Below are 24,639 nucleotides of genomic sequence, written 5' to 3' on the forward strand. Positions count from 1 at the left end.
GTCTTACCCTTTCAGCCTTGCGGTCACTGCCGTGGTCACCGAACGCGCATCGGCCTTGCCACCCAAAGCGGTGACCAGTTCCTTGGCGGTTTCCTTGGCGACCTCGGTCACGGCTTCCAGTGCGCCAGAGCGGATTTCCGCGATGCGGGCTTCCGATTCAGCAGCCTTTGCCGAAATCTCGGTATCGGCCTTGGCCGTGGCGGCATCCAGTTCTTTCTGGATTTCGGCACGGGCGTCAGCCACGATCTTGTTCGCCTCTGCCTTCGCAGTGGCCAGTGCGTCGTGATAGGCCTTCTCAGCCTCGACGGCCTTTTGCTTCAGCTCTTCCGCAGCGGCCAGATCATTGGTGATCGTGCCACGACGTTCGGCCAAAACCGCGCCAATGCGCGGAAGGGCGATGCGCGACAGGACGAGGAAGATCACGACCAGCGTGACGACCAGCCAGAAAACCTGGTTTGGCATCCAGTCCACGCAGAGCTGCGGCATGCCGATGGCGCTGCCATGCTCATTGACGCAGGTGCCCACTTGGGCCGCGCCATGTGCCGCGTCTGTAGCGGTTGTTTCAGTAGACATCTTGTCCTCCGTCGGACCCTTTGAACTTCGCCCCTAGAGACTCGGAAGGGGCGCCAAGGTATGGCGCGCCCCCCTTTCGTAAGGATTCGAAGTCTGGATTAGACGGCGAACATCAGCAGCAGGGCGACGAGGAACGCGAAGATCCCCAGAGCTTCTGCGAAGGCGAGACCGATGAAGAGGGTCGCGGTCTGGCCACCAGCGGCCGACGGGTTGCGCAGGGCGCCGGCGAGGAAGTTCCCAGCAACGTTACCAACACCGATAGCAGCGGCGCCCGAACCGATGGCGGCCAGACCGGCGCCGATGAACTTGCCCATTGCTGCTGCAGCTGCGATTTCCATTTTTGTGCTCCTTACGATGGAATGCGAGATTTGGTTGAAAGACGTACGTCTTAGTGGCCCGGATGCAGAGCATCCTTGAGGTAGACGCAGGTCAGGATGGTGAACACGTAGGCCTGAATGAAGGCCACGAGAACTTCGAGACCGTAGATCGCCGTGATGGCGGCCACGGAGACCGGGCTGATCGCTGCAATCGCTGCGAAGCCGGCGAAAACCTTGATAACGGCGTGACCGGCCATGATGTTGCCAGCAAGACGGATCGAGTGGCTGACCGGACGCACGAAGTACGAGATGACTTCGATGATCGCGATGATCGGGCGCAGGATCAGCGGCGCATCCGACATCCAGAACAGGCCGAGGAAGTGCATCCCGTGCTTGAAGAAGCCGATTGCGGTGACCACGATGAACACGCCAAAGCCAAGAACGGCCGTCACGGCGATGTGCGAGGTGGTGGTGAACGACTTCGGCAAGAGGCCGAGGAAGTTTCCGAACAGGATGAAGAGGAACAGCGTCATGATGTAGGGGAAGTACTTCACCCCGTCATGGCCGGTAACGTCTTCGATCATCTTGTAGACGAAGCCATACATGACCTCGGCAACCGACTGCACACGGGTCGGCACGATGGCGCGACCACGGGTGCCGATCACGAACAAAGCGACGATGCCCAGAACAGCAAGAGCCATCCACAGGGTCACGTTCGTCGGGGTGTACCAGTGCACCACACCATCATTGGTGAAGAGCGGCTTTACGATGAACTGATCCAGCGGGTGAAAAACCAGTGCCGAACCTTCTTCGGTATTCGCTTCCGTTGCCACGTTCAGTCTTCCTTTGCTTCGGCAGCCTCTTGGGCCAACCGGCGATCTTGCACTTCCTTGGCCGAGCGCAGCATGGTTTTCACCCCTGCGGCAAAGCCGAACCCTATGAACAGCACCAGAAAGAACGGCATGGTCCCCAACAGAGTATCCAGCCCGTATCCGATGCCAAAGCCGATCCCAAGACCAGCCACAAGCTCGATGACCATCCGCCAGGCCAACTGCGCCTGAGAATAGTCTTTCTTCATGTGGTGGACGTCTTCCTTAGAGGTCTTGGCCTTTGCGATCCGGGCCTCAAGGTCCTTGAGACGGTCCTTGTCAGAGGTCAGATCAGGGTCAGACACAGGTCGGATATCCCATGAAGAATGTTGAGCCGGGTGCTAATGCCTTGGCGGCCCTGAGTCAATAAGCCGTGATGGATCAGTTAATGCATGAATTTCAGCATGTTACGGCGAAATGGCGCTGTGTCGCAGGGGCTAAAGGTGCAAAAATCGCGGAATTCCCATATTCAACCATCTGGTTGATCTTATGCAGGCCTGCGTCTTTGGTCTGAAACGCTCAACCGGGCAGTTGACCTTTTCGGGCCAATCTGGCCTAGGATTGGGCCCATGTCCGACCCGCTTTCCATCACTTTCGCAGCCCTTGCCGACCCGACTCGCCGGGCGATCCTTGCGATGCTTCTGGAAGACGATATGGCGGTGACCGATGTGGCCGCGCCCTTTGAAATGAGTCTCGCCGCGATTTCAAAACATCTGAACGTTCTGGCCGAAGCCGGGCTGATCAGCCGCGAAAAGCGCGGCCGGGTGATCTGGTGCAAACTGGAGCCGGATGCGATGAAGCAGGCAAGTGTCTGGATGCAGGGCTTCGGTCAGTTCGATCCTGTGGATCTGGATGACTTCGAGCGGTTTTTGAGCAGCGAGTTGCGCGAAGACAGCGCCGAGGCGTGACCTCGCCGGGGGCGCTGCCCCCGCCGCTTTGCCGACGGCAAAGCGACTCCCCCGGGATATTTCGGCCAAAATAAAGGCATCAGCCTTGTGTAAAGGTGTCTCCGAAGGTTTTCCGCAGTTCTGCCTTTTGCACCTTTCCCATGGTGTTGCGCGGTAGGGCATCAACGACAACATACGATTTTGGATGTTTGTACTTGGCGAGATTTTCGGCCACGGCGGCTTTCACGGCGGTCAGGTCGATCTCGCAACCTTTTTGGCGGGCGAGAACAGCAAATACGCCTTCGCCGAAATCGGGATGGGGAAGACCCACGACCGCGCTTTCCAGAATACCGGGGAACGTGTCCAGCACCTCTTCAACTTCTTTTGGATAAACATTGAAGCCGCCGGTGATGATCAGATCCTTGGCGCGGCCAACGATGGTGACATAGCCATCGGCGTCGCGGGTCGCGAGATCGCCCGTGATGAACCAGCCGTCATCCCGCAGTTCTTCGCGGGTTTTTTCCGGCATCTGCCAATAGCCCTGAAACACGTTCGGGCCACGCACCTCGATCACGCCAACCTCATTTTGGCCGACCTCGCGACCTTCAGCCATGATACGAAGTTCAACCCCCGGAAGCGGGCGTCCGACCGTACCGGCACGCCGCTCGCCGTCATAGGGGTTCGAAGTGTTCATATTGGTTTCGGTCATGCCATAACGTTCAAGGATGCGCAGACCAGTGCGTTCCTCGAAAGCGATGTGGGTTTCGGCCAAGAGCGGTGCCGAACCAGAGATGAACAAACGGAAATGGCCGACAAGATCACGCGTCAGGCGCGGATCGTCCAATAGGCGGGTGTAAAAGGTCGGCACGCCCATCATCGTCGTGGCCTTCGGAAGGGCTGCAATCACCTGCTCCAAATCGAACCCGGGCAGAAAGATCATCTGGCCGCCGGTCAGAAGGCTGACATTCGAGGCCACAAAAAGCCCGTGCGTGTGAAAAATCGGCAGTGCGTGCAAAAGCACGTCCTGATCAGTAAAGCGCCAAAGATCCGCCAGAACCTGCGCGTTCGACAGAAGGTTCTCATGGCTGAGCATGGCGCCCTTTGACCGCCCTGTGGTTCCCGAGGTGTAAAGGATCGCGGCAAGATCGCGGCCTGTGCGCGCAACGGGCGTAAACTGGCCAGATTGATCCTTGGCCTTGTCCATCAACCCGCCAGCCCCGTCTGCCCCCATCGTCACAAGCTGGGCGCGGTTCTGTTCAGCAATGGGCTTCAGGGCTTCGGCCTTGGCGGGGTCGGCAACAAAGACGCGGGGCGTCGCATTACCCAAGAAATAGTCAACCTCCGTCGGCGTGTAAGCCGTGTTCAGCGGCAAAAACACTGCACCCACAGCCACCGTCGCTCCGTATAGCGCCAAGGCCTCGGGTGATTTCGCAACCTGCACGGCGACCCGATCGCCCGGTTCCACACCCAAGGTCACAAGCGCCCCGGCCAAGCGCGACGTCAGGTCAAAAAAGTCGGCCGCGGAAATCCGTCGGCCATCGGCCAGATGGATCAGGTCGCGCGACTGTCCGGCCAAGGGCCCGAACAGGGTATCAAACAGCAGGTTGCTCATGGTTTTTGTCTCCCTGCCCCCTATCTGCCAGCCCGCGCAATTAAGCTCAAGTCCGGCAACAATCCGTTTCCACCCTGCCACCGGGGCGTCCACAGCTTGCCCAGATTTCGCCCCATGGGCGAGTGATCTTGTCTCTCAGGGGCAGTTGAACAAAGGTTTTAGCGCGCGGGAGGCCGAGATGGCTTTGATTTTCACCCTGTTTAGCAAGTTCGGGCTGTTCGCCCCCAAGGCTGAAACGTCCGAGGCCTTTGACCTGCGCCTGACGCGCCTGCAAAGCCGCGAGTCCCGGCACCAACCCAAAGGGTCGATCTTCGTCAGAAGTCAGGTGTGACGCCGGGAAGGTTCAATTCCCGCATCAAGTCACGCACTTCCTGACGCGCTGCGATGTTGGAAAGATTCAACTGGTCAACGCCGGTATCTTTGAGGTCGAGAAGGGTGATGCCGCGGGGGAACAACTCGCGGAAAATGACCCGCTCGGAAAAACCGGGGGCCACGCGAAAACCGATGCGGCGCGACAGTTCTTCCAAAGCCGCGCCAACCTTGCGCTTGTTGTGCATCTGCTGGGCGCCCATGCGGTTTCGCAACACGATCCAGTCAATCGGTTTCAGTCCGGCTTGGGCGCGCAACTGCCGGGCATTCCAGACCATCTCCGCATAGATTGACGGGCCCTTGACCTTGTTCGTCTCGGGGTCGATCCGCGCCAAAAGGTCGAAATCCACAAAGCTGTCATTCAACGGAGTGATGAGCGTATCAGCAAGGCTATGGGCCACCTGTGACAGGCGCGTATGGCTGCCGGGGCAGTCGATCAGGATGAAGTCAGAAATCGGGTCCAGCGCCGCAACGGCCGCCGACAGGCGCGCGTCGTAGGGGTTTTCCCCCGGTTGCAACGTGGCCGGGTCAATCTCTGGCAGATCGCGGTAATCAGGCGTTGGCAGGTCCAGACCGGCGCGGGCCATATAGGCGCGGCGGTTTTCGACATAGCGGCCAAAGGTCTTTTGCCGCAGGTCCAGATCCAGCGCACCGACACGGAAGCCAAGCCGACACAGAGCCGTGGCCACATGCATGCAGGTGGTCGATTTGCCGGAGCCACCCTTTTCGTTCCCGGTGACGATGATATGCGCCATGGACTTTCCACGCCTTTATGTCTTGCCGCTGGCAGGTCTTGCCAGCGCGGTCTTTCGCCCCTCTATTGGCAAGTGTGGGGCGAAAGGGAAAGCCCTTTTGGTGATTTGGTCAAGGAATTCCCTAGATGAGACGGCGGCTTTTCTATCCTAAGATCAGACTGACCGATCTTGCCCTGATCGCATTTCTGGCAGTGCTTACAGCGCTTCCAACGCTGCATGTCGCTGCCTATGCAAAGACCAAGGCGGCTGCCGAGTTGAAGTCTGCCTATGTTTTGAACTGGGGCGCAGATGTCTGGGCGTTGCAAGCAGCGATCCGTTCAGGAGAGCGCTTCAATCCGGAATTTTTGCGGCTGTTCAGCTATGGCTTTGTGCACATGGGCCCGTCGCACCTTGTGAACAATTTGGTGCTCTTTGTGCCTCTGTGGTGGATCACGGCTCGGCGGGTGGGAGGTGTCTGGACGGTTGCGGATTACCTTTCCGGTCTTGTCATGTCCTGCCTTCTTCATCTGATCAGCACGCCCCCGGCCCAACAACCATCGGGGCATCTGGCGGGATGCATTTTTTGTTCGGGCTTTGGGTGGTATGGGCGTTTCAGGACCGCGTAGGCGGCGCGTTCCGGCGGGTATGGCCGTCGCTGCTGATCCCTTCCTTCGTTGTCGCGGTTAACCTGTTCCTTATCAGCCAGTTTGGGCCCCGGTTTGCCTAGGATCTGCACTTTTGGGGCTTTGTGGCAGGGCTGGCCTTGGCCGCTTTTATCCCAAGACGCCTTGCCCCGGTTCCTCAAGAGGTCGGGGCCTCGTTCGGGCAGCGGACCTGAGGCCAGACGCAGCGGACGACGGGCCAATCGGTGCGGCCCCAGCAATAACCTGTGAAATCTTCATTCGGGCGCATGATCCAGAACACCCGATCTCCTGCCTCGGTGCGAAGGTGTTCGCCTTCAAGACGCATCACCACCTCGGCATCGGTGACCTGGATCAGGTCATAGACCGCGATATCAGAGAGCAAACCGCCGCTTTGCACCCATTCCTCTTTCCATTTCAGAAAGCCATGTGGCGGGCTTTGCATAAAGCTCAGCCGATGTGGGTTTGTTGCGCAGGAGAGTTCTTCATCTTCCGCCGCGCCATAGACGCCTTCCAGGCGCGAGAAGATGTCGCCCTCGGCCAAGGCCGGGGCTGCGGTAAGAAGGGCAAGGATGAGAACGCAACGCATGGGGGAAGACTGTCATGCAGCGCCCCTGTTCCGCAAATGAAAAAGGGCGCGCTTGTGGCACGCCCTTTTCCGAAAACTGTCGCGGATCTCAGAAACCGAGGCCAGCGTATTTGTTCTTGAACTTCGACACGCGGCCGCCGGTGTCCAGCAGCTTGGCCGACTGGCCGGTCCAGGCGGGGTGTGCCAGCGGATCGATGTCCAGTGCCAGCGTTTCGCCTTCTTTGCCGTAGGTCGAACGGGTCCGGTAGGTGGAGCCGTCGGTCATCTTCACTTCGATGAAGTGATAGTCGGGGTGAATGCCCTCTTTCATCGTCTTGGCTCCTCTTATTCAGACTTTTCTTTGTAGTTGGTGACTTCGGCGATACGAGCCGACTTACCGCGACGCGAGCGCAGGTAGTACAGCTTGGCGCGACGGACGCGGCCGCGACGGACCACTTCGATCGAGTCGATGTTGGTCGAGTAGAGCGGGAACACACGTTCCACGCCTTCGCCGAAGGAAATCTTGCGGACGGTGAACGAAGCGGCGATGGTCGCGCCACCACGGCGGCTGATGCAGACGCCTTCGTAGTTCTGGACGCGCGAACGCGAGCCTTCGGTCACTTTGTAGCCGACACGGATGGTGTCGCCGGCTTTGAAGTCCGGGATGGTCTTGCCAAGCGCAGCGATCTGCTCGGCTTCGAGTTGGGCGATGAGGTTCATGCGCCAGTCTCCATTTTGCCTGCGGTTTTCCGCAGAGGTGATGCCGCCAGAGAGCTCTTGGTCTTCATCGGGTCCGCCACGGGGCGCCCGCCAGAGATCAGGCCTGCTTTCCTTTTGATGCCGCCCCGTCCGCCCCGTGATGGCCGGGGAAGGAACCCGGCGCGGGCATAGGGAATCGGGTCCGATGGGCATTCCTGCCCCGGACCGGGCGCGTATAGGGGGAGCATCAGGCGGGGTCAAGAGGCATGATCAGGGCCGCAAAAACAGCGTCCCCGTCGGGGACATTTTTAAACGGACGCAAAATCAATGAGTTAGTCGCGGGGATTAGGGAAATTTTAGGAATTGGGGAAGAATGCGGCGCGAAAAGGGGCTTTGGGCGGTTGGCCTGAGGCACAGTTTCAAACCGGAAGAAGGAGTTGAACATACGGTTTCAGCAAAGTGGACCGCGCCCGACACGCGGGGGTGGGAGCGATATATCGCGCCCGGCCCCCGGGGGGGGCGGGGGGGCGCGGTCTGATTTGCTTTGGCAAATCCGACAGTAAGGAGAGGGAAGCTCCCGGTTCGGCCCCAGCATAAGCCGTGGATAAAAGAGTCGGGGCAAGCCCCGACCTACGCTGTTGTCTGGGGAGTCGGGCTGAAGCCCAGCCCACGGATTACCTTGCGCCCCAAGTGTCGGAGAGGCGGTAGCCTTGGGGCCAGGGGTCGTCAGGGTCGAGCATGTGTTGATGCGTGCCGGTGATCCAGGCGCGGCCGCTGATTTCAGGGCGGATGGCGGGGATATCGCCCACGGTGGTCGTGCCAAGGATGCGGCCATTGAAGGTAGAGCCGATGAGCGAGACCGTGGTCAGGTTATCGGCGAGCCCCATTTGCCCGCGTGCGTGCAAAACAGCCATACGGGCGCAAAGCGCGGTGCCGGTGGGCGAGCGGTCAACCTTGCCGGGCTGAATGGCGACGGCGGCCCCTGCTCTGAGCCCTTGGGCGTCGCGGGTGATGGGGCCTGCAAAGAGGCAGAATGAAAAGTGCCGCCAATCGGGGTTGGTCGGGTGGTGAAAACCAATGGCCTCTGTCGCGGCCTTGGTGATCCGTGCGCCCAGTTTGGCGATATCGTGCGCCTCGTCCGCCGTCAGGGAAAAGCCCATGGCGGCGGCATCGACCATCACGAAACTGTCGCCACCAAAGGCGGTATCGACCGTCAGGGTGCAAATCCCTTCAACCTCAAGCTTTGCATCCAGTTTCTGGGCGAAGCTGGGCAGGTTTTGCACGAAGATGCGTTGTGCCTTGCCATCACGGCAGTCAGCGCGCACGGGGACAAGGCCGCCGGGGGCCTCTAGGATGAACTCGGTGATTGGTTCGGTCATCGGAAGGATGCCGCTGTCAAGCAGGACGGTCGAGACGCAGATGGAATTCGAGCCGGACATGGGCGGGGTGTCTTCGGGCTCCATGATGATAAAGGCGGCGCTTGCCCGCGGGTCTTTGGGTGGGACCAGAAGGTTGACATGGCGAAAGACGCCGCCGCGCGGTTCGTTCAGCACGAAGTTCCGCAAGGCCCCATCGCGGGCGATAAAGCGGCTTTGTTCCCAGATGGTATCGCCCGGAGGTGGGGCGACGCCGCCCACGATGACATCGCCCACCTCGCCTTCGGCATGGGCGGAGATGACGTGAATGGTCTTGGTGCTGCGCATGGCGCCCCCTGTGGCTGTTGCCGGAATGGTGCGCGGATGCAACCGGTTGCTGCAAGGGCAAGATTGGCCTTGCATGCGATTAAGTTGGGGGCAACTACTGGGCGTGACGCAAGAAAGCAGATGCGATGACCCAAAACCCGGACGGCAACCCCCTGTTAGGGGTGGCGATCGTGACAAGCGCGGTCTTTCTTTTTGCCTGCACCGATACGGTCACCAAATTCCTGTCCCCGCATTATCCGGCCTCGTTCATTCAGGCGGTGCGCTATGTGGTGAATGTGGTCTTGCTGCTGATCTTTGTCTTTCCCCGGCATGGGCGGGCGCTGTGGCGAACGAACCGGACAAAGCTAGTCTGGCTGCGGGGGGTGGTTCTGGGATTTGCCTCGCTGACGATGGGTTTGGCGCTGAAGCTGATGCCGGTGGGTGAGGCGGTGTCGATCGTCTATCTGTCGCCCTTTGCCGTGATGCTGCTTTCGGGGCCGCTTTTGGGCGAAAAGGTCAAGCCTGCGGCCTGGTTTGGGGCGGTATTCGCCTTTTCCGGTGTGCTTTTGGTGATGCGGCCGGGGGGCGGGCTGGAGCCTTTGGGCGTGGTTTTCGCCTTGGTCAATGCCTGTCTTTCCACCGCCTATCACCTGCTGACGCGGGTGCTGACGCGGACCGAGTCGACGATTTCGCTGATGTTCCATGTGGCGGTGATCGGGTCGGTGATCCTGTGTGTGATCGCGGCACCGTCGATGCCTTCCGAGATGCCGCCGCCCTTGCATCTGGTGCTGTTCGTGCTGATCGGGGCCTTTGCGACGGGGGGGCATTTTCTATTTACAGCCGCCTATCGCGTGGCCTCGCCCGCGGTGCTGGCCCCGGTGCATTATGTGCAGATCATGTGGTCGGCAGTGCTGGGATGGGTGGTTTTCGGCCATATGCCAGAGCCGTTAAGCCTGCTCGGGATGGCGATGGTTCTGGGGGCCGGGGTGGCGGTGGCCTTGGCGCTGGGGCGGCCGCGCAGGCCGGTGCGGCAAAGCTGAAGCGTTATTTCCGCGGCTTTTGTGCGGCCTGATGGGCGGCCCAAAGGTCGGGGCGGCGGGCGGCGGTCAGGTCTTCGGCCTGTTGGCGGCGCCATTTGGCGATTTCGGCATGATTGCCCGACAAGAGCACGGGCGGGATTTCATGGCCTTCCCAGACCGGGGGTTTGGTGAATTGCGGATGTTCCAGAAGCCCGTGGGAATGGCTTTCCTCGGCGATGCTTTCGGCATTTCCCAAAACGCCCGGCAACAGGCGGACCGTGGCATCCAGCATGGCCTGCGCCGCTATTTCGCCGCCCGTCAGGACGAAATCGCCAAGGCTGACCTCTTCGATTTGCCAATGGTCCAGCACACGCTGATCGACACCTTCGAACCGACCGCACAGCATGGTCAGACCATCGCAGGCGGCGAAGCGGCGGGCCATGGCTTGGTCAAAGCGTTTGCCACGGGGGGAGAGATAGACCAGAGGCCATTTTTCGCGCGGTTGGGTGACGCCTGCCATCGCCTCGCGCAGGGCGGCATCGACGACATCGGCGCGCAGGACCATGCCCGCGCCGCCCCCTGCGGGCGTGTCATCGACATTGCGGTGTTTGCCGATGCCAAAGGGGCGAAGGTCGATGGTATCCAGCCGCCATTTGCCGGTGTCCAGTGCCTTGCCGGTCAGGGACTGACCAAGCGTGCCGGGGAAAGCCTCGGGGAACAGGGTCACGATCCGGGCAGCCCAAGCCCCGCGCACGGGCGGAGGCCCAGCCATCAGATCCCGCGGTTGCAGCGTGGGACGGATGGACAGGCGGCCATGCGACTTGGGTTTGGGATTGGGCGTATCAGACATGCGCGGCTTTTATCGGGGCCAGCGGGGCGGCGCAAAGGGAATCGGTGCCCTATCCGCGCAGGCTGCGTTCCTCGGCGCTGCGGATCTGGTTTGCCAAGGCCGCGAGGGCGCTTTGCAGCGCGGCAGGCTGGCTTGCGTCGATGGTCATTTCCACGTCGCGCGATTCCGGGAAGGCCGCGGTCATGGCGGGCGTCTTGCGCAGAAGATCGAGCCCGCGCGTGGCAAAGGTCATCAGCAGCTCAGGGCGCAGACCGGCCAGTGAAAAGGCGGTTGCCGGGCCGCCACGAACCTCTTCGTTCGGGTGGCGCGCCGGATCGGTGGCCCAGAGGATCAGACCATGACGCAGACCAAGGCGTTCGGGTTCGGTATATTCCAGCGCGTCTTCGATCAGAGACAGGCGAATGGTGCCTTCGCGGCCGCGGAGGGCGGAATCGAGTGCCTCGGCCGTCAACAGGGGATCGGCATCATCGGGCAGATCAAGCAAGGTATCCACCATGACATCGCCGGGGCCAACGGTCAGGGGGCGAAAGGCCGGATCATTGATCTGGCGAAGGGCATCATCCAAGAGCTGATCCACGGCTTCGCCCTTGACCGGGTCCCAGACCAGACGGGCAAGAGGCGTGGCAAGAAAGGACAGACCCACAGGAATGTAGGGCGGGATGTTCGGCACAAAGCCCGCAACCGCGCCGATACCACGACCCGCCGCAAAGAGGGCAATCACGATCAGGGCGTTGACCGCAACCTGAGCGAAGGCAGAAACGAGCGTTTCGCCCGACCAGGATGAGAATTGACGCGGCCAGTCTTTCGGGCGCATCACCACAAGCCAGAGCGCGAAAAGCGCGATGAACACGGGAACCGCGTTCCAACCCATTCCTGTCAGACCGGCCAACAACGGTCCGAAATAAAGGAGAGCGGAAGCCGCCATCACCAATCGAAGCTTAGTCTGCATATGAACTGCCTGCACTACATACGATCCACGGAGAGTGGGTTTGGTCTTTTTAAACCTGAGGGTGCAGAACTTTTACCGATCAGTCCAGTCTTTTGAGGCCGAAATCCTCTCCATCAGGAAAGGTCACTCCAATCCCTCTGGCAAATCGGCAACAACTCGCCCAGAGGCGAGGTCAACAGTGGGAATGACGGCAAGGGTAAAGGGCAATAGCAGCGGTTGCTTGCGGCCTTGACCTTCGACTTCCAGAATATCGCCCGCACCGTGGTTGTGAATGGCGCGAATGACACCAAGCAGGGCACCGCCCGTATCAAAGACCGAAAGGCCGATCAGATCGGTGTGGTAGAATTCGTCATCGGGCAATTTGGGCAGGCGCGCACGTTCGGCAAAAAGCGAAGTTCCGCGCAAGGCATCGGCCTGTTCTTTGGTGGTTACGCCGGAAAGACGGGCGCCAAGCCCCCCCGCAACCGGGCGGGTCAGTTTTACCGTAAAGCTGCGGCTGCCATCTTCGGTGTAAAGCGGACCGTAATCGGCAATCGCTTCGGGGTCGGCGCAGAAGGATTTGAGACGGACTTCGCCCTGAACGCCGAAAGCGCCCGCAATCGAGCCGACACAGATCCGGTCAGAGGCGGTCATGGTGCTGGTCCCTTTTCGCAACCCGCGACAGTGTAGCGCCCACCGGAATCAAGGCAGCGGTCGGGTGCAATGGCCCGTTCGAACTGCATTCCTGCCCAGAAGGCGGTGGCACAAAGGCCGATCGTCACCCCCCGGCGCAAAAGCCCAAAACCGGGAAGCATGGCGGCCCCCGTGGGGACCGCCAGCAATTTGAAGATCCAGAGGATTATTCTTCTGCCGGAGCAGCGGCCTTGGCGGCCTTCTTGGCAGCGCGTTCTGCCATTTGCTTGCCCGGGACGCCCGACTTGGCGTTGTTGCGGGCTTTCTTGGCCAGAACGCCAGCGGCTTCGAGGAAGCGTGCAACGCGGTCGGTCGGCTGAGCGCCGGTGGCCAGCAGGGCCTTGATGCGCTCGACGTCCATCTTCACGCGGTTCTCGTCGTCCTTGGCGAGCATCGGGTTATAGGTGCCGAGCTTTTCGAGGAAGCGGCCGTCGCGCGGCATACGCGAGTCGGACAGAACGATCGAGTAGTGCGGACGCTTTTTCGAACCACCACGGGCGAGACGGATTTTCGTTGCCATTTGAGTAACTCCTTTTAGATGGCGTGTACCGGCGGAAGGGCCGGTTATTTCTGCAGTTTTTCGTGATGCCTGATGACTTCGGAGATGATGAAGGTCAGGAATTTCTTGGCGAATTCGGGGTCTAGGTCGGCTTCTTTCGACAGCCATTCCAGACGTTCGATCTGGCGCGCTTCGCGGCTTGGGTCGCTGGGTGGCAGGTCATGTTCGGCTTTCAGCTTGCCCACGGCCTGCGTGTGCTTGAAGCGTTCGGCCAAAGTGTAGACGAGGATCGCATCCAGACGGTCGATCGACTCGCGGTGGTGTTTCAGGATTTCAGCGGCCAGAGAAGCGGCGTTGGTCATCTTGGCCTCACTTCTTCTTCATCAGGCCAGAGAGGCCCGAAGGCAGCGACATGCCGCGCGGCATTCCCGGGAAACCCCCGCCAAGGCCGGGCATACCCCCCATGCCTTCCCGCATACCCTTGGCTGCGGCTTCCAGTTCTTCGGGCGACATCTTGGTTGGATCGGGCATACCGCCCTTGCCCAGCATCTGCTTGACCATCTGCTTCATGCCGCCGCCTTTGCCCATCTTCTTCATGACATCGGCCATCTGCTTGTGCTGTTTCAGCAGGCGGTTCAATTCGGACACTTCCAGCCCGGCCCCGGCGGCGATGCGCTTTTTGCGGCTGGCTTGCAGCATGTCGGGGTTGGCGCGTTCCTTTTTGGTCATGGAGTTGATCAGCGCGATCTGGCGGCGTAGCATCTTGTCGTCAAAGCCAGCCTCTTCGGCGGCCTTGGCCATCTTGCCCATGCCCGGCAGCATGCCCATCAGGCCCTGCATACCGCCCATCTTCATCATCTGTTCCAGCTGCATCTTCAGGTCGTTCATGTTGAACAGACCCTTGGAGAAGCGGCGCGCCATGCGTTCGGCCTGTTCGGCCTCGAAGGTTTCCTGCGCCTTTTCGACAAGGGCGACGATGTCACCCATGCCAAGGATGCGGCCTGCGACACGCTCGGCCTCGAACGTTTCCAGCGCGTCCATCTTTTCGCCAAGGCCGACGAAACGGATGGGTTTGCCCGTCACGGCGCGCATCGACAGGGCGGCACCGCCACGGCCATCGCCGTCCATACGGGTCAGCACGACGCCAGAGATGCCGACCTTGCCATCGAATTCGGTGGCGACGTTGACAGCATCCTGACCGGTCAGGCCATCGACGACCAGAAGCGTTTCGCGCGGTTGGGCGATGTCACGGACGGATTGCACTTCGTCCATCAGCACTTCGTCGATGTGCAAGCGGCCCGCGGTATCAAGGAACAGAACGTCATAGCCGCCAAGGCTGGCTTGGGTCTTGGCGCGCTTGGCGATTTGCGGGGCAGTTTCGCCCTTGACGATCGGCAGGGTGTCGACGCCGATCTGGCCGCCGAGGATGGCAAGCTGTTCCATCGCCGCAGGGCGGTTGGTATCAAGCGAGGCCATCAGCACGCGCTTGCCGTTCTTGTCTTTCAGACGCTTGGCAAGTTTGGCGGTGGTGGTGGTTTTCCCCGAGCCTTGCAGACCGACCATCAGGATGGCGGCGGGCGGGTTGTCTATCTTCAGCGCATCGGCAGGGCCGTCTCCGGCAAGAAATTTCACCAACTCGTCATGGACGAACTTGACGACCATCTGGCCGGGGGTGACCGACTTGGTGACGGCGACGCCGGTTGCCTTTTCCTGCACGCGCTTGATGAAGTCGCGGGCGACAGGCAGCGAAACGTCAGCCTCAAGCAGGGCCACGCGCACTTCGCGCAGGGCGGCGGTCACGTCAGCCTCGGTCAGTGCGCCCTGCTTGGTCAGGCGGTCGAAGACTCCGCCAAGGCGTTCTGAGAGGCTTTCAAACATGCGCGTCACTCCTGACTTTGACCCCGGTCATATGGGGCCGACTTATGGCGGGACCAAGGGCAAAGCGGAAGAGCACCTGCGGGCGCAACGCGCTGGCAGATGGCGATCCCGGGTCAATACCCAAGGGACCGGAAGCTTTGGCCTCCGGGGAATTGGGGCGGGGGATAGGGGTTCTGGGCGGCAGAGTCAAGCGGCAGGGGCAAAACGGCCTTTATTCATTGCCCGTTCGAGCCGATAAGCGCCAATTCGACGGTCATCGCGAGACCCTGACCGGCCTCAAAGGGGCTGGGTAATGCGCTATTGACCTTCGCAGCCCCCGAAATAGGCTTCACTTCATTTTCAGCCAAGGCAATGAGTTCATGTTTTTTCAATACCCCGTTTCTGGCGACACACATCTTTGGGTCATGGAGCAGTTCGAATGGGCCGCCGATATGGGGTTGCTGAGGGCCGACACGCCGCTGGTCACCTTGGACCGCAGCTTCTTTACCGCGCCATCCGGGGATGCCCAGAAAACCGCAGCAGCCTTGCTTGCCGATTTCAAGCGCATCCTGAGAATTCCCGAGGCGCAGATTGATCTACTGCCCTTGGACCGCCTGAAAGCGGAATACCGGTATGATCCGACAAGCGCTGTGCAGGTGGCAGGGACATGGCAGGGCGACGCAGGCACTGCGCTGATCCGCTATGATCCCGAAGACATGCGGGCGCTCCCCGTTTCGTTTTTGGCCACGATGGGTCACGAGGTCATGCACCATGTGTTGCGCGGGCTTCCGGAACTGCCACCCGGAGGAGAGGAGGCGGAAGAACTTTCGACCGATCTGATGTGTATTTGCATGGGATTGGGGCTGTTGCAGATGGCAGGGGCCGAACAGTCGGGTTGGCAGGGCTATCTGCGGCAGACAACACGCGCCCATGCGCTGGCCGCCTTTCTTTTGGCGCGCGGGATGGACCTCAAAGCCGTCACGGCCTTATTGCCCCCGCGTAGCGCAGGGCTGGTCAACAAGGCGTTGCGGCATTTGCAGAAAGACCGGGAAAGTTTGCGCCGGTTGCAGGAATTAGCGCCAAAACGCGCCGAGGGATAAAGGACTGCCCTGCCAGAAACGGAAAGCCCGCCAGACGCATTGTCTGACGGGCTTTGTGGGAGCAGTTCAAAGACAGGATCAGTTGTCATCGCTGCCGTACTGGGCTTCGTAAAGCGCAGTCAGCTGTGCCAGCGAATAGTCACCGGCGTTGACACCCAGAAGGGCAGCCAATTGCAGGGCACCGGCGTTCGAGGTGGTATCGCCTGCCTGTTCGCGGATGGTGCCCGAGAGGATGAAGTCGATGGTTTCGGCATCATTCGCCTGAACGGCACGCTCCAGACGGATCAGTTCGTTCAGCGTGTAACGGCCCGGCTCGACGCCAAGGCTGGCTGCCATCTGAGCGGCACCGGGGGTAACGCCACCCATGTCCGAGCGGGTCACGTTCGACGACCGCTGCGACAGGATGAAGTCGATGGTTTCGCGGTCATTGTCTTGCTGTGCCTGAACCAGACGGATCAGTTGGGCCTGGGTGAAGCCTTCTGCCGATACACCAGCCGAGGCGGCAAGCTGAGCGATGCCCGGATTAACCGACTGGGCAAGGGCTGCACCACCCGACAGGGCGGCGGCAATTGCGAGGGCGGAGAGGGTGAAACGACGCATGATGTTTCCTTTCGTCTTGCGTATTCGATGTGCCCTGAACGGGCGAGGTTTGACTTTCTGTCGGTCGGTCTTTTCGGTTCGCCGATCGGCATGCACTGAACATGGGCCTAATTTTTTCCTTTGAAATTCAGAAATTTAGCGGTAGTTCTGTGCATGGTTGCACAGCACGATTCAGTGAGCATCTGTGATTAGACAGGGGAAAAACACCATGCCGCTACCGAATTGGGACGAAATCAGAACCGCATTTCAGGTAGCCCGGCTTGGCACGGTTTCGGGGGCAGCCGAGGTTCTGGGGGTGCATCACGCGACGGTGATACGGCACATTGATGCGCTGGAAAAATCGCTGGGAACCAAGCTGTTTCAGCGCCACGCACGGGGCTACACGCCGACAGAATCTGGACGCGATCTTTTGTCTGTCGCGCAAACAACCGAAGAACAGTTCGCGCAATTGGCCAGCCGGATCAAAGGACAGGGGGAGGCGGTCACCGGTGAATTGGTGGTGACGTCGATTGCCGGGGCCGCGAGTCTTCTTGTGCCGATCCTGTCCAGCTTTCAGGAGACCTATCCCGGTGTAAGTGTTCGCTTCCTGACCGATATGCGTGTGTTCCGGCTGGATTATGGCGAGGCGCATGTTGCCATTCGGGCCGGGGCGGCGCCGGAAGAGCCCGATAACGTGGTGCAACCCCTGTCGCCCATTCGCACCGGGCTTTATGCCTCGAAATCCTATGTCGAGCGTCATGGCCTGCCAAAGGATGAAAGCGAGTTCGACAAGCACAGCTTCATCTGCGTCGACAATGAAGCGACGCGGGCGCCCTTTTACCGCTGGCTGATGGCGCAGGTTCCGCCCGAGCGCATCACGTTTCGCAGCACGGAACCGGCGGCTTTGGATGAAGCTGTTCGTTTGGGCGCGGGGATTGGGTTCATGTCTGCTTTCAAGGCGGAAGGAGACCCGAATCTGGTCGAGATCCTTGCGCCACGTCCGGAATGGGAAGCGCAATTGTGGCTGGTGACCCATGTGGATCTTCACCGCACGCGCAAGGTGCAGGCCTTCCTTCAGCATCTGAAAGACGCAGCCAAGGGCTGGAAGGTCTGAGATGGCGCTAAGCGAGGGCCAAAAGGGCCATATCGCCATGCTGAGTTTTTCGGCCTTGGTGGCAGGCTCTTTCAGTCTGGGTGCGATGGCCGCACCTTTCGTCGACGCCTCGGCCCTGACAGCCGTTCGGTTTGTGATCGCGTCGGTTCTGGTGGGCGCTGTTGCCTTTGCAACGGGCGGGGTCAAACGCCGGAACTGGGCCGCGCCGTGGCGCTATGGCGTCTTGGGCTCTTTGATGGCCATTTACTTCGTTCTGATGTTCGAAGGGTTGAAAACCGCGCCTGCGGTATCAACGGCGGCGGTCTTTACGCTGACGCCAGTCATGGCGGCGGGGTTTGGCTGGCTTTTGATGCGTCAGGGGATGACAGGGCGCATGGCGCTGGCGCTGACTTTGGGGGCCGTTGGGGCGCTGTGGGTCATCTTTCGCGCCGATCTCGCGGCCTTGATGCGGTTCGAGGTGGGGCGTGGTGAAGCCATCTATTTCTGGGGCTGCGCGGCGCATGCGCTTTATACGCCGATGGTCCGGCGTCTTAATCGGGGCGAGTCCGCCTTGGCCTTTACCTTTGGCACCATGCTTGCGGGCAGCGTTCTGGTCACGCTTTGGGCGGCCCCCGCCATAGGTGCTACCGATTGGGCCGCTTTGCCGGGGATTGTCTGGATCACGCTGGCCTATATTGCCGTGATCGCAAGCGCGGTGACCTTTGTCTTGGTGCAATATGCCAGCCTGCGCCTGCCGTCGTCCAAGGTCATGGCCTATACCTATCTGACGCCAAGCTGGGTGATTCTTTGGGAATTGACCTTGGGCCGCACCGCGCCACCTTCGGCCGTTTTGGCGGGAGTTGCGCTGACTGTCGTGGCCTTGTGGCTTTTACTGGATGAAAAGCGGGAAGTGTTAACCAGTTCGAAACCATGACCTCATAGCTTCCATCTTACGCCAAATTGCTGCCGCAATTGGCTTTCAGCCTGCAGGAAGATCAGGAGTGGAAGACATGGCTGCAATATTTATCGTCACGGGTGGTGTGCTGGGGTTCTTTTCGGCGATTGCCGCCCTGTTGGTTGTTCAGACTGGTCTTCTTGTCGCCGTCGCCGTTTGGTTTGGCATTGGCTTTTCCTTCACCGGATTGGGGCTGCTGACCGCATTGCTGCCACGCCGCATGTCGGACAGCACCGACCGGGTCCGCCAGTCGCAATCCGCCTGACCTCGACCGTGCCACCGATCCGGGTGATACAGCCCTAAGGGCGCATTTTCTCTTGATTTTCGCGGTATTTCGCCCCATATCAGCGCTGCGACGTTATCTAATTCGACCACTGTCTCCGACTTCGGCACAGCAATCGACTATCAGCTGACTGCGCCGAACCGTCGCACTTCCGCGGGCGGGACTATCAAAGGAGACTTCACGATGGCCAAGGGCACCGTGAAATGGTTCAATGAAACCAAAGGCTACGGCTTTATTGCCCCGGAAGGCGGCAAGAAGGACGTTTTCGTTCACATCACCGCACTGCAGCGCGCTGGTCTGACCAGCCTGAAGGATGGCCAGCCGGTCACTTTCGACATCGAAGCAGGCCGCGATGGCCGTGAGTCGGCGACCAATCTGGCTCTCGCCTGAGCCGATTTTCGCTAGAAATGGAAACGGGCACCTGCCATCGCGGGTGCCCGTTTTCATTTCACGGCAATTGGTTGAAGCGGACAGACGAGCGCTGGCGCCAACCTAACTCATTACATGGGGAAACTTGCTTTGCAGCGTCGTTTCCATTGCGACCCGCATCGCCACAGAGGAAACGGGGGCACGCAGGCAAACTGGTTCCGAGCGGCGTTGTGGAAAAACTTGTTCTTTGCACTCGCTTGAGATCAGGATGACCGGGGCGCGGCGATCATCTTGGCACAGTCGGCCCAGCGCACGCTGGACTGCCTCAAGCCCACCATAGCCATCACAATCCACGACAATAACATCCGCAAGTCTTGGATCATCTGTAAGATCCGAGAGGACATCAAACAACTGATCGCGCACGTCGACCTGTGCCTTTAGGCCCATCAGACGACGTCCAGTGGTTCCCAAAGCCCCCTCGGCAGTCACGAGAACAGCCTCGAATAGGCTTTTGACCTCTGAGATACTCTGATCTGAAAGCCGGAGGAGTTGCATGATGTGCCCTTTTATTTGCTCAACTACTCAAACGGCAGATCGTTCGCAGTTTTTATATACACTAAAAGGTAGTGACGCGGCGCCTTCGCCCTTGCCGCAACCGTGTTGGCGCGCCAATCATTGGCCAGTGAACGGTCAGGGCAGAATACAGGATGACAATTCCGGATTACCAAAGCCTTATTGACGCCGAGACTTGGGCTTTCATTCGGCAAACCGATGCGGAATACCCCCCGGATGCCATTTCATTGACCATCCAGCAGCAGCGCGACATCTACGACAGAATGTGCCGGAGGTTTCATGCGGGATACCCTGAAGGTGTCACTGCGGTCGATGAGACGATTTCTGGCGTCCCCTGCCGTCGTTACCCCGGCACAGGGCCGGTTGTGCTCTATTTCCACGGAGGCGGCTTTGTTGTCGGCGGTTTGCACAGCCATGACGATGTCTGTGCCGAGATCAGGGCCGCAACAGGGATGACTGTGATCTCGGTGGATTACCGGCTTTGCCCCGAACATATCCATCCTGCCGCCTATGACGATTGCCTTGCCGTGGCACAAAGTGTGGATGGGCCGATCATTCTTGCTGGCGATAGTGCAGGCGGTAATTTGGCGGCTTCGGTATCTGGCAGGATGCGAGACAGCGGCAAGATTTTGGGGCAGGTCTTGATCTATCCGGGCCTTGGCGGTGATCGCAACGCAGGCAGCTATGTGACACATGCAAACGCGCCGATGCTGACCACCGCCGATGTGAAATACTATTGGGCCATCCGCCACGGGGGGAAGGAACCAAGTGGCGCAGACCCCACATCCAATGCCTTGGATGACACAGATTTTTCGCGCCTGCCGCCAACCCTGGCGATTGCCGCAGAATGCGATCCCCTGGCCGATGATCCGCATGTCTATGCGGCAAAGATCCGATCTGCCGGTGGGCTTGCCCATGCCGTGACCGAACCGGGACTGGTGCACGGCTATTTGCGCGCGCGCCACACGGTGGGTCGCGCCCGCGAAAGTTTTGACCGCATCACCGCCACGATCTCGGCCTTTGCCGCGGGTCAGTGGCCCTTTGGAGAAGAGCCATGAAAGACCACGCCAATATCGCCCATTGGGCCGAGCGCACCGATATGGCTGCGGCCTTTCGCTGGACCGCACGTCTGAACATGCATGAAGCGGTGGCAAACCATTTCAGCCTTGCCGTGAACCCCGAGGGCACGCGGTTTCTGATCAACCCAAAGGGGCGGCATTTTTCCCGCATCACTGCCAGTTCCTTGGTTGAAATAGACGCCAACGATCCTTCAACGATGGATCGGCCAGATGCGCCGGACCCAACGGCTTGGGGGTTGCATGGAAGCCTTCACCGTGCCTGCCCCCATGCCCGCTGCGCGATGCATGTCCATTCGATTCACGCCACCGTTCTGGCCAGCCTTGCGGATTCGCGTTTGCCCGCCATCGACCAGAACACGGCCATGTTCCACAACCGCGTGGTCGTCGATGACCATTATGGCGGCATGGCGTTTGAAGAAGAGGCCGCGCGCTGCGTGCAGCTTTTGTCGAACCCGAAAATCCATACCATGGTGATGGGCAACCACGGCGTCCTGATCATTGGCCGAACGGTCGCGGAGACCTTTAATCGGCTTTATTATTTCGAGCGTGCAGCCGAGACCTATATTCGCGCCCTACAGACAGGCAAGGAGTTGCGCTATCTGCCAGATGCGATTGCGGAAAAGACGGCCGGAGAGTGGGAAGCCTATCCCGATTTCGCGGAAGATTTTCTGCGCGAGATCAAGGCTTTGCTTGATAGTGACGGAGATAGCTACGCTGACTGACGCGTCAGTGCTTTTCGCGCTGGAAACCTAGACCGTTCTGGCCGTTGCCCGAAGAGAGAGGGCCTGATCCATTTCTGTTTCGGCGTGTAGCCGCGCTGCTGCGACAAGCAATTGCCGCAGCAGGCTTTGCCCGGCCTCGGCATCTTGCGACAGCGTCAATCTTGTCCGATCAAAAAGGATGCGCACTTGCAGGGCGGCATAGGGGTCGCTCACGCCTTGGAACGCCTCTGCCGCGCGCGTGAGCCAGTGCAGCGCTTCCTCCTCCCGCGCCTCTTTCTCATGGGTTAGGGCGACCACCCGACAAGCCGCTGCCCCCCAGCACGGGTCTGCCAGTTGCCCGGCCATGGCAAGCGCTGGCTGAACAGAGGACCGCACCCATGACGGATCGGCACCGCAGGCAAGTTGCGCCTCGGCCAGCACTGTTTCCGGCCAAGGCCGGAAGGACAGCCATTCCAGTTGAGCGCAGGTGTCTATGCATTGTTCGGCCCAGTCTATGGCCTGATCTGCTCTTCCGGACCGTAGTTTACCCCATGCCCCTAGGCCCAGAGCCCAGCCGTGACGGCGTAAATCACTTGCGTCTCTGGCTGCGGCCAAAGAGATTGCATAGGCCTGATCAGCCTCGTCAAAACGGCCCCAATCGGCCAGATTGAACCCCGCAAAAGCATGTGCGGTTGCCAATCGCGCCGGATCGTCATCGGCAAGCGCCAAAGCCCGCTTTGCCAATCGCTGGGCATCCGGCCGCCTGCCTGCCAAAGCATCGGCATAGCTCAACTCGGTCACAGCGCGGCAGGCAACGGCGCGTTCCTGGCTTTTCAGCGCAAGCTCTTCGGCAAGGCTCAGATGGACGATGCCTTCATCATCCTGCCCTCTGACGGAATGGATCAACGCCGCCCCGAGTTCGGCCAGTGCCTGTGCCTGCAGCGACAGGTCGTCTAGGGTTTGGGCCTGATGAGCGGCACGGCGCAGGCAATCCAGGCCCGCATCAATTGCGCCAACATTCAACGCGGCGGTTCCAGCCTGTAGCAGTGTTTTGACCACCATCTCTGGTCCCGGCCCAGAGGGCGGATCGGACAGCCTTCCGCGAGCGGCGCTGTGAAGCGCGGGAACCGAGGCCAAGCCCAGTTCGCGCTGGAATTCTTCTTCAACACGGAAGGCGTGCTGGCGCGCCGCATCCACATGGCCCGCCATGACAAGGGCGCGGATCAAGAGCACATGCGCGCCTTCGTCAAAAGGTTGGCGCTGCACCGCGTACCGAGCCAAGAGAAGCGCCTTTTCCGCACCCTGATTGGCCAAGGTGTCCAATGCGTCGCGGCGCAACCGTGCATCCAGTTGCGCGGCAAGCCGGGCGCGCTCGACCAGCAACCATGTCTCAAATTCCGCTCCAGAGGCCGCGGGCGCGCTGTCTTCAAGCAAATCTCCGGCGGTCAGCGGGTCAAAGGCCGGGTCATCTAGGCAAAGCGCATCGACGACGATGCCAGCCGGAAGATTGGCGACCACGGGATCACCAGTCAGGGTTTCTGCCCCAAGGGCACGGCGCAAACTGGCAAGGCACCATCGCAGCGACCCAAGGGGATCTACCGTTTCAGGAAAGAGTTCAGCCGCAATCTGACGTCGGGAGAGCGGGCGCGGGGAAAGCAGAACACGCGCCAGCACGGCCCAGGACTGCAAGCCCCGGACAGGGAGAATGTTGCCGTCATCATCAGTGACGGCCGGATTGCCCATCAGCCTTATCTTCATGCGCCCCTACCCCGTCTTGGGACGACTGGACCCAGACCGTGTGCGCGACCGTGTGCGCCGCCCACGCGCATATTTCCCGTCTCCCAACTCTGGCGCACACGGGCGTTTGCGAAAAGTGATTCTCGCCGACGGAAAACCGCAACAAACAGGAGGATCCCATGCCACGCTATCTGATCGAACGGACTGTCCCCGGTGCAAATACCCTGACCGCCGAAGAATTGCGCGATATTGCGACCAAATCGAACGCCATCGTTGCCGGGTTGGGTGAGCCCTACACCTGGGAACACACCTATGTCGCAGGCGACAAGCTGTTCTGCGTGCATGAGGCATCTGGGCCGGACGTCATTCGGCTCCACGCCGAACGTGGTGGCTTCCCGGTGGACAGCATCACCGAGATTTCCTCGATGATAGGGCCCAAGACAGGCGCTGCGGCCTGAAACGCCCCAGTGCCAGCCGGGCCGCGCCGGGACTTAGGCCGAAAGGAACGGCGCGGCCTTCATCGTTTCTGGCACAGGCACACCAAGCCGGGTCAGGATGGACGGGGCAAGCGACAACTGATCAAGCACGACGTCTTTGCCGGGCATGTCGCTGTCGCCGAAATAGTAGAAGGCGAAGTCTTGCTGCAATTCGCCCGTGCCGCCGTGATGGCCGCGCTCATCCTGTCCGTGATCGGCGGTCACGATCACCTCGTAGCCCTGATCGCGCCAGCGCTGGACAAAGGGGGCCAGCATCGCATCCATCTTGTAGCAGGCGTCATCCATCTCTTCGCAATCGTGGTAGAACCGGTGCCCCATGCTATCGAGCGTGCAAGTATGCAGGATGCCGTAGTCGATCCCCTTCACCTCGGCCAGACGGGTGAGCGTGGCAAAGAGATCGACATCCGAGGGCGTCATCTGGTTGATGTTGCCGTAGCCTGTCATGGTGTGAAAGCGCCCGTGGTGGATCGGGCCGGCCTCTTCATCATATTCGATGTCGCGCACGACATCGAAGGGCGCGCGCTGAAAGAATTCGGACCAGAAGCTGTGGGTCACAGCCCCGGTGCGTTTGCCGACCTTGGCACATTCGGAAAAGATGTCGGGCAGGTCCAGTTTGTATACGGCCTCATTGCCCCAGACCCGATGCACCTGAGGTGGCACGCCGGTATGGATCGAGGCGTAGCAAGAGGCCGAGGTCGAGGGCAGAACCGCCCGCATCCGCCATACCCGCGCGTCACCTCGCTGGACCCAGCCCTCGAGATTGCCGAACAGGCGCCGCCAGTTGCGATAGGGCACGCCGTCGATGATGATCAGCAGCAGTTTGCGGTTCATGTCACGCTCCTGCCCCGCCCAGTCACGGGCCGCACGCGGCGGATG

The 24,639-nt window shown here is 60.3% G+C and carries 33 protein-coding genes; 12 read left to right on the forward strand and 21 right to left on the reverse strand.

The features are described 5' to 3' along the window. Window positions 1-3: 3 nt before the first annotated feature. From ACSBLW_RS09805 to ACSBLW_RS09820, 4 genes are all read right to left on the reverse strand, one after another. A complete protein-coding gene (locus tag ACSBLW_RS09805) occupies window positions 4-573 on the reverse strand; it encodes a F0F1 ATP synthase subunit B' (protein WP_435256448.1) in 570 nt (189 codons plus the stop codon). A 98-nt stretch (window positions 574-671) separates the two neighbouring features. Next, window positions 672-911: a F0F1 ATP synthase subunit C gene (locus ACSBLW_RS09810; protein ID WP_435256449.1), complete on the reverse strand. Its 240-nt coding sequence runs from the start codon at window positions 909-911 to the stop codon at window positions 672-674. 50 nt (window positions 912-961) lie between these two features. Further along, entirely contained in the window at window positions 962-1,723 is a 762-nt protein-coding gene (locus ACSBLW_RS09815) for a F0F1 ATP synthase subunit A (protein ID WP_435256450.1), read from the reverse strand. A gap of 2 nt (window positions 1,724-1,725) precedes the next feature. After that, window positions 1,726-2,064: an AtpZ/AtpI family protein gene (locus ACSBLW_RS09820; protein WP_435256451.1), complete on the reverse strand. Its 339-nt coding sequence runs from the start codon at window positions 2,062-2,064 to the stop codon at window positions 1,726-1,728. 264 nt (window positions 2,065-2,328) lie between these two features. On the opposite strand from ACSBLW_RS09820, the gene ACSBLW_RS09825 reads away from it, so the two are divergent. Next, the gene (locus ACSBLW_RS09825) at window positions 2,329-2,667 is read left to right on the forward strand and encodes an ArsR/SmtB family transcription factor (RefSeq protein WP_435256452.1); all 339 of its coding nucleotides are present in this window, start codon (window positions 2,329-2,331) and stop codon (window positions 2,665-2,667) included. Between the two features lie 79 nt (window positions 2,668-2,746). On the opposite strand, the gene ACSBLW_RS09830 is transcribed toward ACSBLW_RS09825, so the two are convergent. After that, window positions 2,747-4,258, reverse strand: a complete 1,512-nt coding sequence (locus tag ACSBLW_RS09830; protein ID WP_435256453.1) for a malonate--CoA ligase — start codon at window positions 4,256-4,258, stop codon at window positions 2,747-2,749. Between the two features lie 178 nt (window positions 4,259-4,436). Between ACSBLW_RS09830 and ACSBLW_RS09835 the strand changes: the two genes are divergently transcribed. Beyond that, window positions 4,437-4,589: a hypothetical protein gene (locus ACSBLW_RS09835; protein WP_435256454.1), complete on the forward strand. Its 153-nt coding sequence runs from the start codon at window positions 4,437-4,439 to the stop codon at window positions 4,587-4,589. On the opposite strand, the gene ACSBLW_RS09840 is transcribed toward ACSBLW_RS09835, so the two are convergent. Continuing rightward, the gene (locus ACSBLW_RS09840) at window positions 4,573-5,382 is read right to left on the reverse strand and encodes a division plane positioning ATPase MipZ (protein WP_435256455.1); all 810 of its coding nucleotides are present in this window, start codon (window positions 5,380-5,382) and stop codon (window positions 4,573-4,575) included. The genes ACSBLW_RS09835 and ACSBLW_RS09840 overlap by 17 nt on opposite strands. A 125-nt stretch (window positions 5,383-5,507) precedes the next feature. On the opposite strand from ACSBLW_RS09840, the gene ACSBLW_RS09845 reads away from it, so the two are divergent. Beyond that, on the forward strand, window positions 5,508-5,987 hold the full coding sequence (locus ACSBLW_RS09845) for a rhomboid family intramembrane serine protease (protein WP_435256456.1): 480 nt from the start codon (window positions 5,508-5,510) through the stop codon (window positions 5,985-5,987). A gap of 175 nt (window positions 5,988-6,162) precedes the next feature. Here the strand turns inward: ACSBLW_RS09845 and ACSBLW_RS09850 are convergent, their stop codons facing one another. From ACSBLW_RS09850 to ACSBLW_RS09865, 4 genes are all read right to left on the reverse strand, one after another. After that, on the reverse strand, window positions 6,163-6,591 hold the full coding sequence (locus tag ACSBLW_RS09850) for a hypothetical protein (RefSeq protein ID WP_435256457.1): 429 nt from the start codon (window positions 6,589-6,591) through the stop codon (window positions 6,163-6,165). An 88-nt stretch (window positions 6,592-6,679) separates the two neighbouring features. After that, on the reverse strand, window positions 6,680-6,901 hold the full coding sequence (gene rpmE, locus ACSBLW_RS09855) for a 50S ribosomal protein L31 (protein ID WP_331796212.1): 222 nt from the start codon (window positions 6,899-6,901) through the stop codon (window positions 6,680-6,682). 14 nt (window positions 6,902-6,915) lie between these two features. Beyond that, window positions 6,916-7,290: a 50S ribosomal protein L19 gene (gene rplS / locus ACSBLW_RS09860; protein WP_435260086.1), complete on the reverse strand. Its 375-nt coding sequence runs from the start codon at window positions 7,288-7,290 to the stop codon at window positions 6,916-6,918. Between the two features lie 653 nt (window positions 7,291-7,943). Then, a complete protein-coding gene (locus ACSBLW_RS09865; RefSeq protein WP_435256458.1) occupies window positions 7,944-8,972 on the reverse strand; it encodes a trans-3-hydroxy-L-proline dehydratase in 1,029 nt (342 codons plus the stop codon). Window positions 8,973-9,097: 125 nt separating this feature from the next. Here ACSBLW_RS09865 and ACSBLW_RS09870 point away from each other — a divergent pair, with 125 nt between their 5' ends. Next, complete coding sequence (locus ACSBLW_RS09870; protein WP_435256459.1) at window positions 9,098-9,991, forward strand: DMT family transporter; 894 nt, start codon at window positions 9,098-9,100, stop codon at window positions 9,989-9,991. 4 nt (window positions 9,992-9,995) lie between these two features. Here ACSBLW_RS09870 and trmD read toward each other — a convergent pair whose 3' ends face one another. The 7 genes from trmD to ffh form a co-directional block, all read right to left on the reverse strand. Beyond that, window positions 9,996-10,820: a tRNA (guanosine(37)-N1)-methyltransferase TrmD gene (trmD, locus tag ACSBLW_RS09875; protein WP_435256460.1), complete on the reverse strand. Its 825-nt coding sequence runs from the start codon at window positions 10,818-10,820 to the stop codon at window positions 9,996-9,998. Window positions 10,821-10,869: 49 nt separating this feature from the next. Further along, complete coding sequence (locus ACSBLW_RS09880; protein ID WP_435256461.1) at window positions 10,870-11,769, reverse strand: hypothetical protein; 900 nt, start codon at window positions 11,767-11,769, stop codon at window positions 10,870-10,872. Between the two features lie 123 nt (window positions 11,770-11,892). Then, window positions 11,893-12,402, reverse strand: coding sequence for a ribosome maturation factor RimM (rimM, locus tag ACSBLW_RS09885; RefSeq protein ID WP_435256462.1), 510 nt, complete (start codon window positions 12,400-12,402; stop codon window positions 11,893-11,895). Beyond that, window positions 12,399-12,563 carry a hypothetical protein gene (locus ACSBLW_RS09890; protein ID WP_435256463.1) on the reverse strand — a complete coding sequence of 55 codons (165 nt, stop codon included), beginning with the start codon at window positions 12,561-12,563 and terminating at the stop codon, window positions 12,399-12,401. Before ACSBLW_RS09890 ends, rimM begins: the two co-directional genes overlap by 4 nt. A 44-nt stretch (window positions 12,564-12,607) precedes the next feature. Continuing rightward, window positions 12,608-12,961, reverse strand: a complete 354-nt coding sequence (gene rpsP, locus ACSBLW_RS09895) for a 30S ribosomal protein S16 (protein WP_435256464.1) — start codon at window positions 12,959-12,961, stop codon at window positions 12,608-12,610. Window positions 12,962-13,005: 44 nt separating this feature from the next. Beyond that, window positions 13,006-13,302, reverse strand: coding sequence for a chorismate mutase (locus ACSBLW_RS09900; RefSeq protein WP_435256465.1), 297 nt, complete (start codon window positions 13,300-13,302; stop codon window positions 13,006-13,008). 7 nt (window positions 13,303-13,309) lie between these two features. Beyond that, on the reverse strand, window positions 13,310-14,818 hold the full coding sequence (gene ffh / locus ACSBLW_RS09905) for a signal recognition particle protein (RefSeq protein ID WP_435256466.1): 1,509 nt from the start codon (window positions 14,816-14,818) through the stop codon (window positions 13,310-13,312). Window positions 14,819-15,177: 359 nt separating this feature from the next. Here ffh and ACSBLW_RS09910 point away from each other — a divergent pair, with 359 nt between their 5' ends. Continuing rightward, window positions 15,178-15,897, forward strand: coding sequence for a hypothetical protein (locus ACSBLW_RS09910; RefSeq protein WP_435256467.1), 720 nt, complete (start codon window positions 15,178-15,180; stop codon window positions 15,895-15,897). Window positions 15,898-15,975: 78 nt separating this feature from the next. Here the strand turns inward: ACSBLW_RS09910 and ACSBLW_RS09915 are convergent, their stop codons facing one another. After that, window positions 15,976-16,497 (reverse strand): hypothetical protein, encoded by a 522-nt coding sequence (locus tag ACSBLW_RS09915; protein ID WP_435256468.1) that lies wholly within the window; start codon window positions 16,495-16,497, stop codon window positions 15,976-15,978. A gap of 208 nt (window positions 16,498-16,705) precedes the next feature. On the opposite strand from ACSBLW_RS09915, the gene ACSBLW_RS09920 reads away from it, so the two are divergent. The 4 genes from ACSBLW_RS09920 (at window position 16,706) to ACSBLW_RS09935 (ending at window position 19,197) form a co-directional block, all read left to right on the forward strand. Next, window positions 16,706-17,590 carry a LysR family transcriptional regulator gene (locus ACSBLW_RS09920; protein WP_435256469.1) on the forward strand — a complete coding sequence of 295 codons (885 nt, stop codon included), beginning with the start codon at window positions 16,706-16,708 and terminating at the stop codon, window positions 17,588-17,590. Window position 17,591: 1 nt separating this feature from the next. Then, complete coding sequence (locus ACSBLW_RS09925) at window positions 17,592-18,503, forward strand: DMT family transporter (protein ID WP_435256470.1); 912 nt, start codon at window positions 17,592-17,594, stop codon at window positions 18,501-18,503. A gap of 76 nt (window positions 18,504-18,579) precedes the next feature. Then, window positions 18,580-18,789 carry a hypothetical protein gene (locus tag ACSBLW_RS09930; protein ID WP_435256471.1) on the forward strand — a complete coding sequence of 70 codons (210 nt, stop codon included), beginning with the start codon at window positions 18,580-18,582 and terminating at the stop codon, window positions 18,787-18,789. 201 nt (window positions 18,790-18,990) lie between these two features. Continuing rightward, window positions 18,991-19,197 carry a cold-shock protein gene (locus tag ACSBLW_RS09935; protein WP_435256472.1) on the forward strand — a complete coding sequence of 69 codons (207 nt, stop codon included), beginning with the start codon at window positions 18,991-18,993 and terminating at the stop codon, window positions 19,195-19,197. Window positions 19,198-19,299: 102 nt separating this feature from the next. Here the strand turns inward: ACSBLW_RS09935 and ACSBLW_RS09940 are convergent, their stop codons facing one another. Then, entirely contained in the window at window positions 19,300-19,731 is a 432-nt protein-coding gene (locus ACSBLW_RS09940) for a hypothetical protein (protein WP_435256473.1), read from the reverse strand. 152 nt (window positions 19,732-19,883) lie between these two features. On the opposite strand from ACSBLW_RS09940, the gene ACSBLW_RS09945 reads away from it, so the two are divergent. Further along, window positions 19,884-20,807: an alpha/beta hydrolase gene (locus ACSBLW_RS09945; RefSeq protein WP_435256474.1), complete on the forward strand. Its 924-nt coding sequence runs from the start codon at window positions 19,884-19,886 to the stop codon at window positions 20,805-20,807. Then, window positions 20,804-21,550, forward strand: a complete 747-nt coding sequence (locus tag ACSBLW_RS09950; protein ID WP_435256475.1) for a class II aldolase and adducin N-terminal domain-containing protein — start codon at window positions 20,804-20,806, stop codon at window positions 21,548-21,550. The genes ACSBLW_RS09945 and ACSBLW_RS09950 overlap by 4 nt, the downstream gene beginning before the upstream one ends. A 27-nt stretch (window positions 21,551-21,577) precedes the next feature. Here ACSBLW_RS09950 and ACSBLW_RS09955 read toward each other — a convergent pair whose 3' ends face one another. Further along, window positions 21,578-23,287 carry a hypothetical protein gene (locus tag ACSBLW_RS09955; RefSeq protein ID WP_435256476.1) on the reverse strand — a complete coding sequence of 570 codons (1,710 nt, stop codon included), beginning with the start codon at window positions 23,285-23,287 and terminating at the stop codon, window positions 21,578-21,580. Between the two features lie 158 nt (window positions 23,288-23,445). On the opposite strand from ACSBLW_RS09955, the gene ACSBLW_RS09960 reads away from it, so the two are divergent. Then, entirely contained in the window at window positions 23,446-23,724 is a 279-nt protein-coding gene (locus ACSBLW_RS09960) for a DUF4242 domain-containing protein (protein WP_435256477.1), read from the forward strand. 33 nt (window positions 23,725-23,757) lie between these two features. On the opposite strand, the gene ACSBLW_RS09965 is transcribed toward ACSBLW_RS09960, so the two are convergent. Continuing rightward, complete coding sequence (locus ACSBLW_RS09965) at window positions 23,758-24,594, reverse strand: alkaline phosphatase family protein (protein ID WP_435256478.1); 837 nt, start codon at window positions 24,592-24,594, stop codon at window positions 23,758-23,760. Window positions 24,595-24,639: the final 45 nt, after the last annotated feature.

Origin of the sequence: Thioclava sp. FR2 (assembly GCF_051200875.1) — a bacterium.
In the GTDB taxonomy this organism is placed as follows: domain Bacteria; phylum Pseudomonadota; class Alphaproteobacteria; order Rhodobacterales; family Rhodobacteraceae; genus Pseudotabrizicola.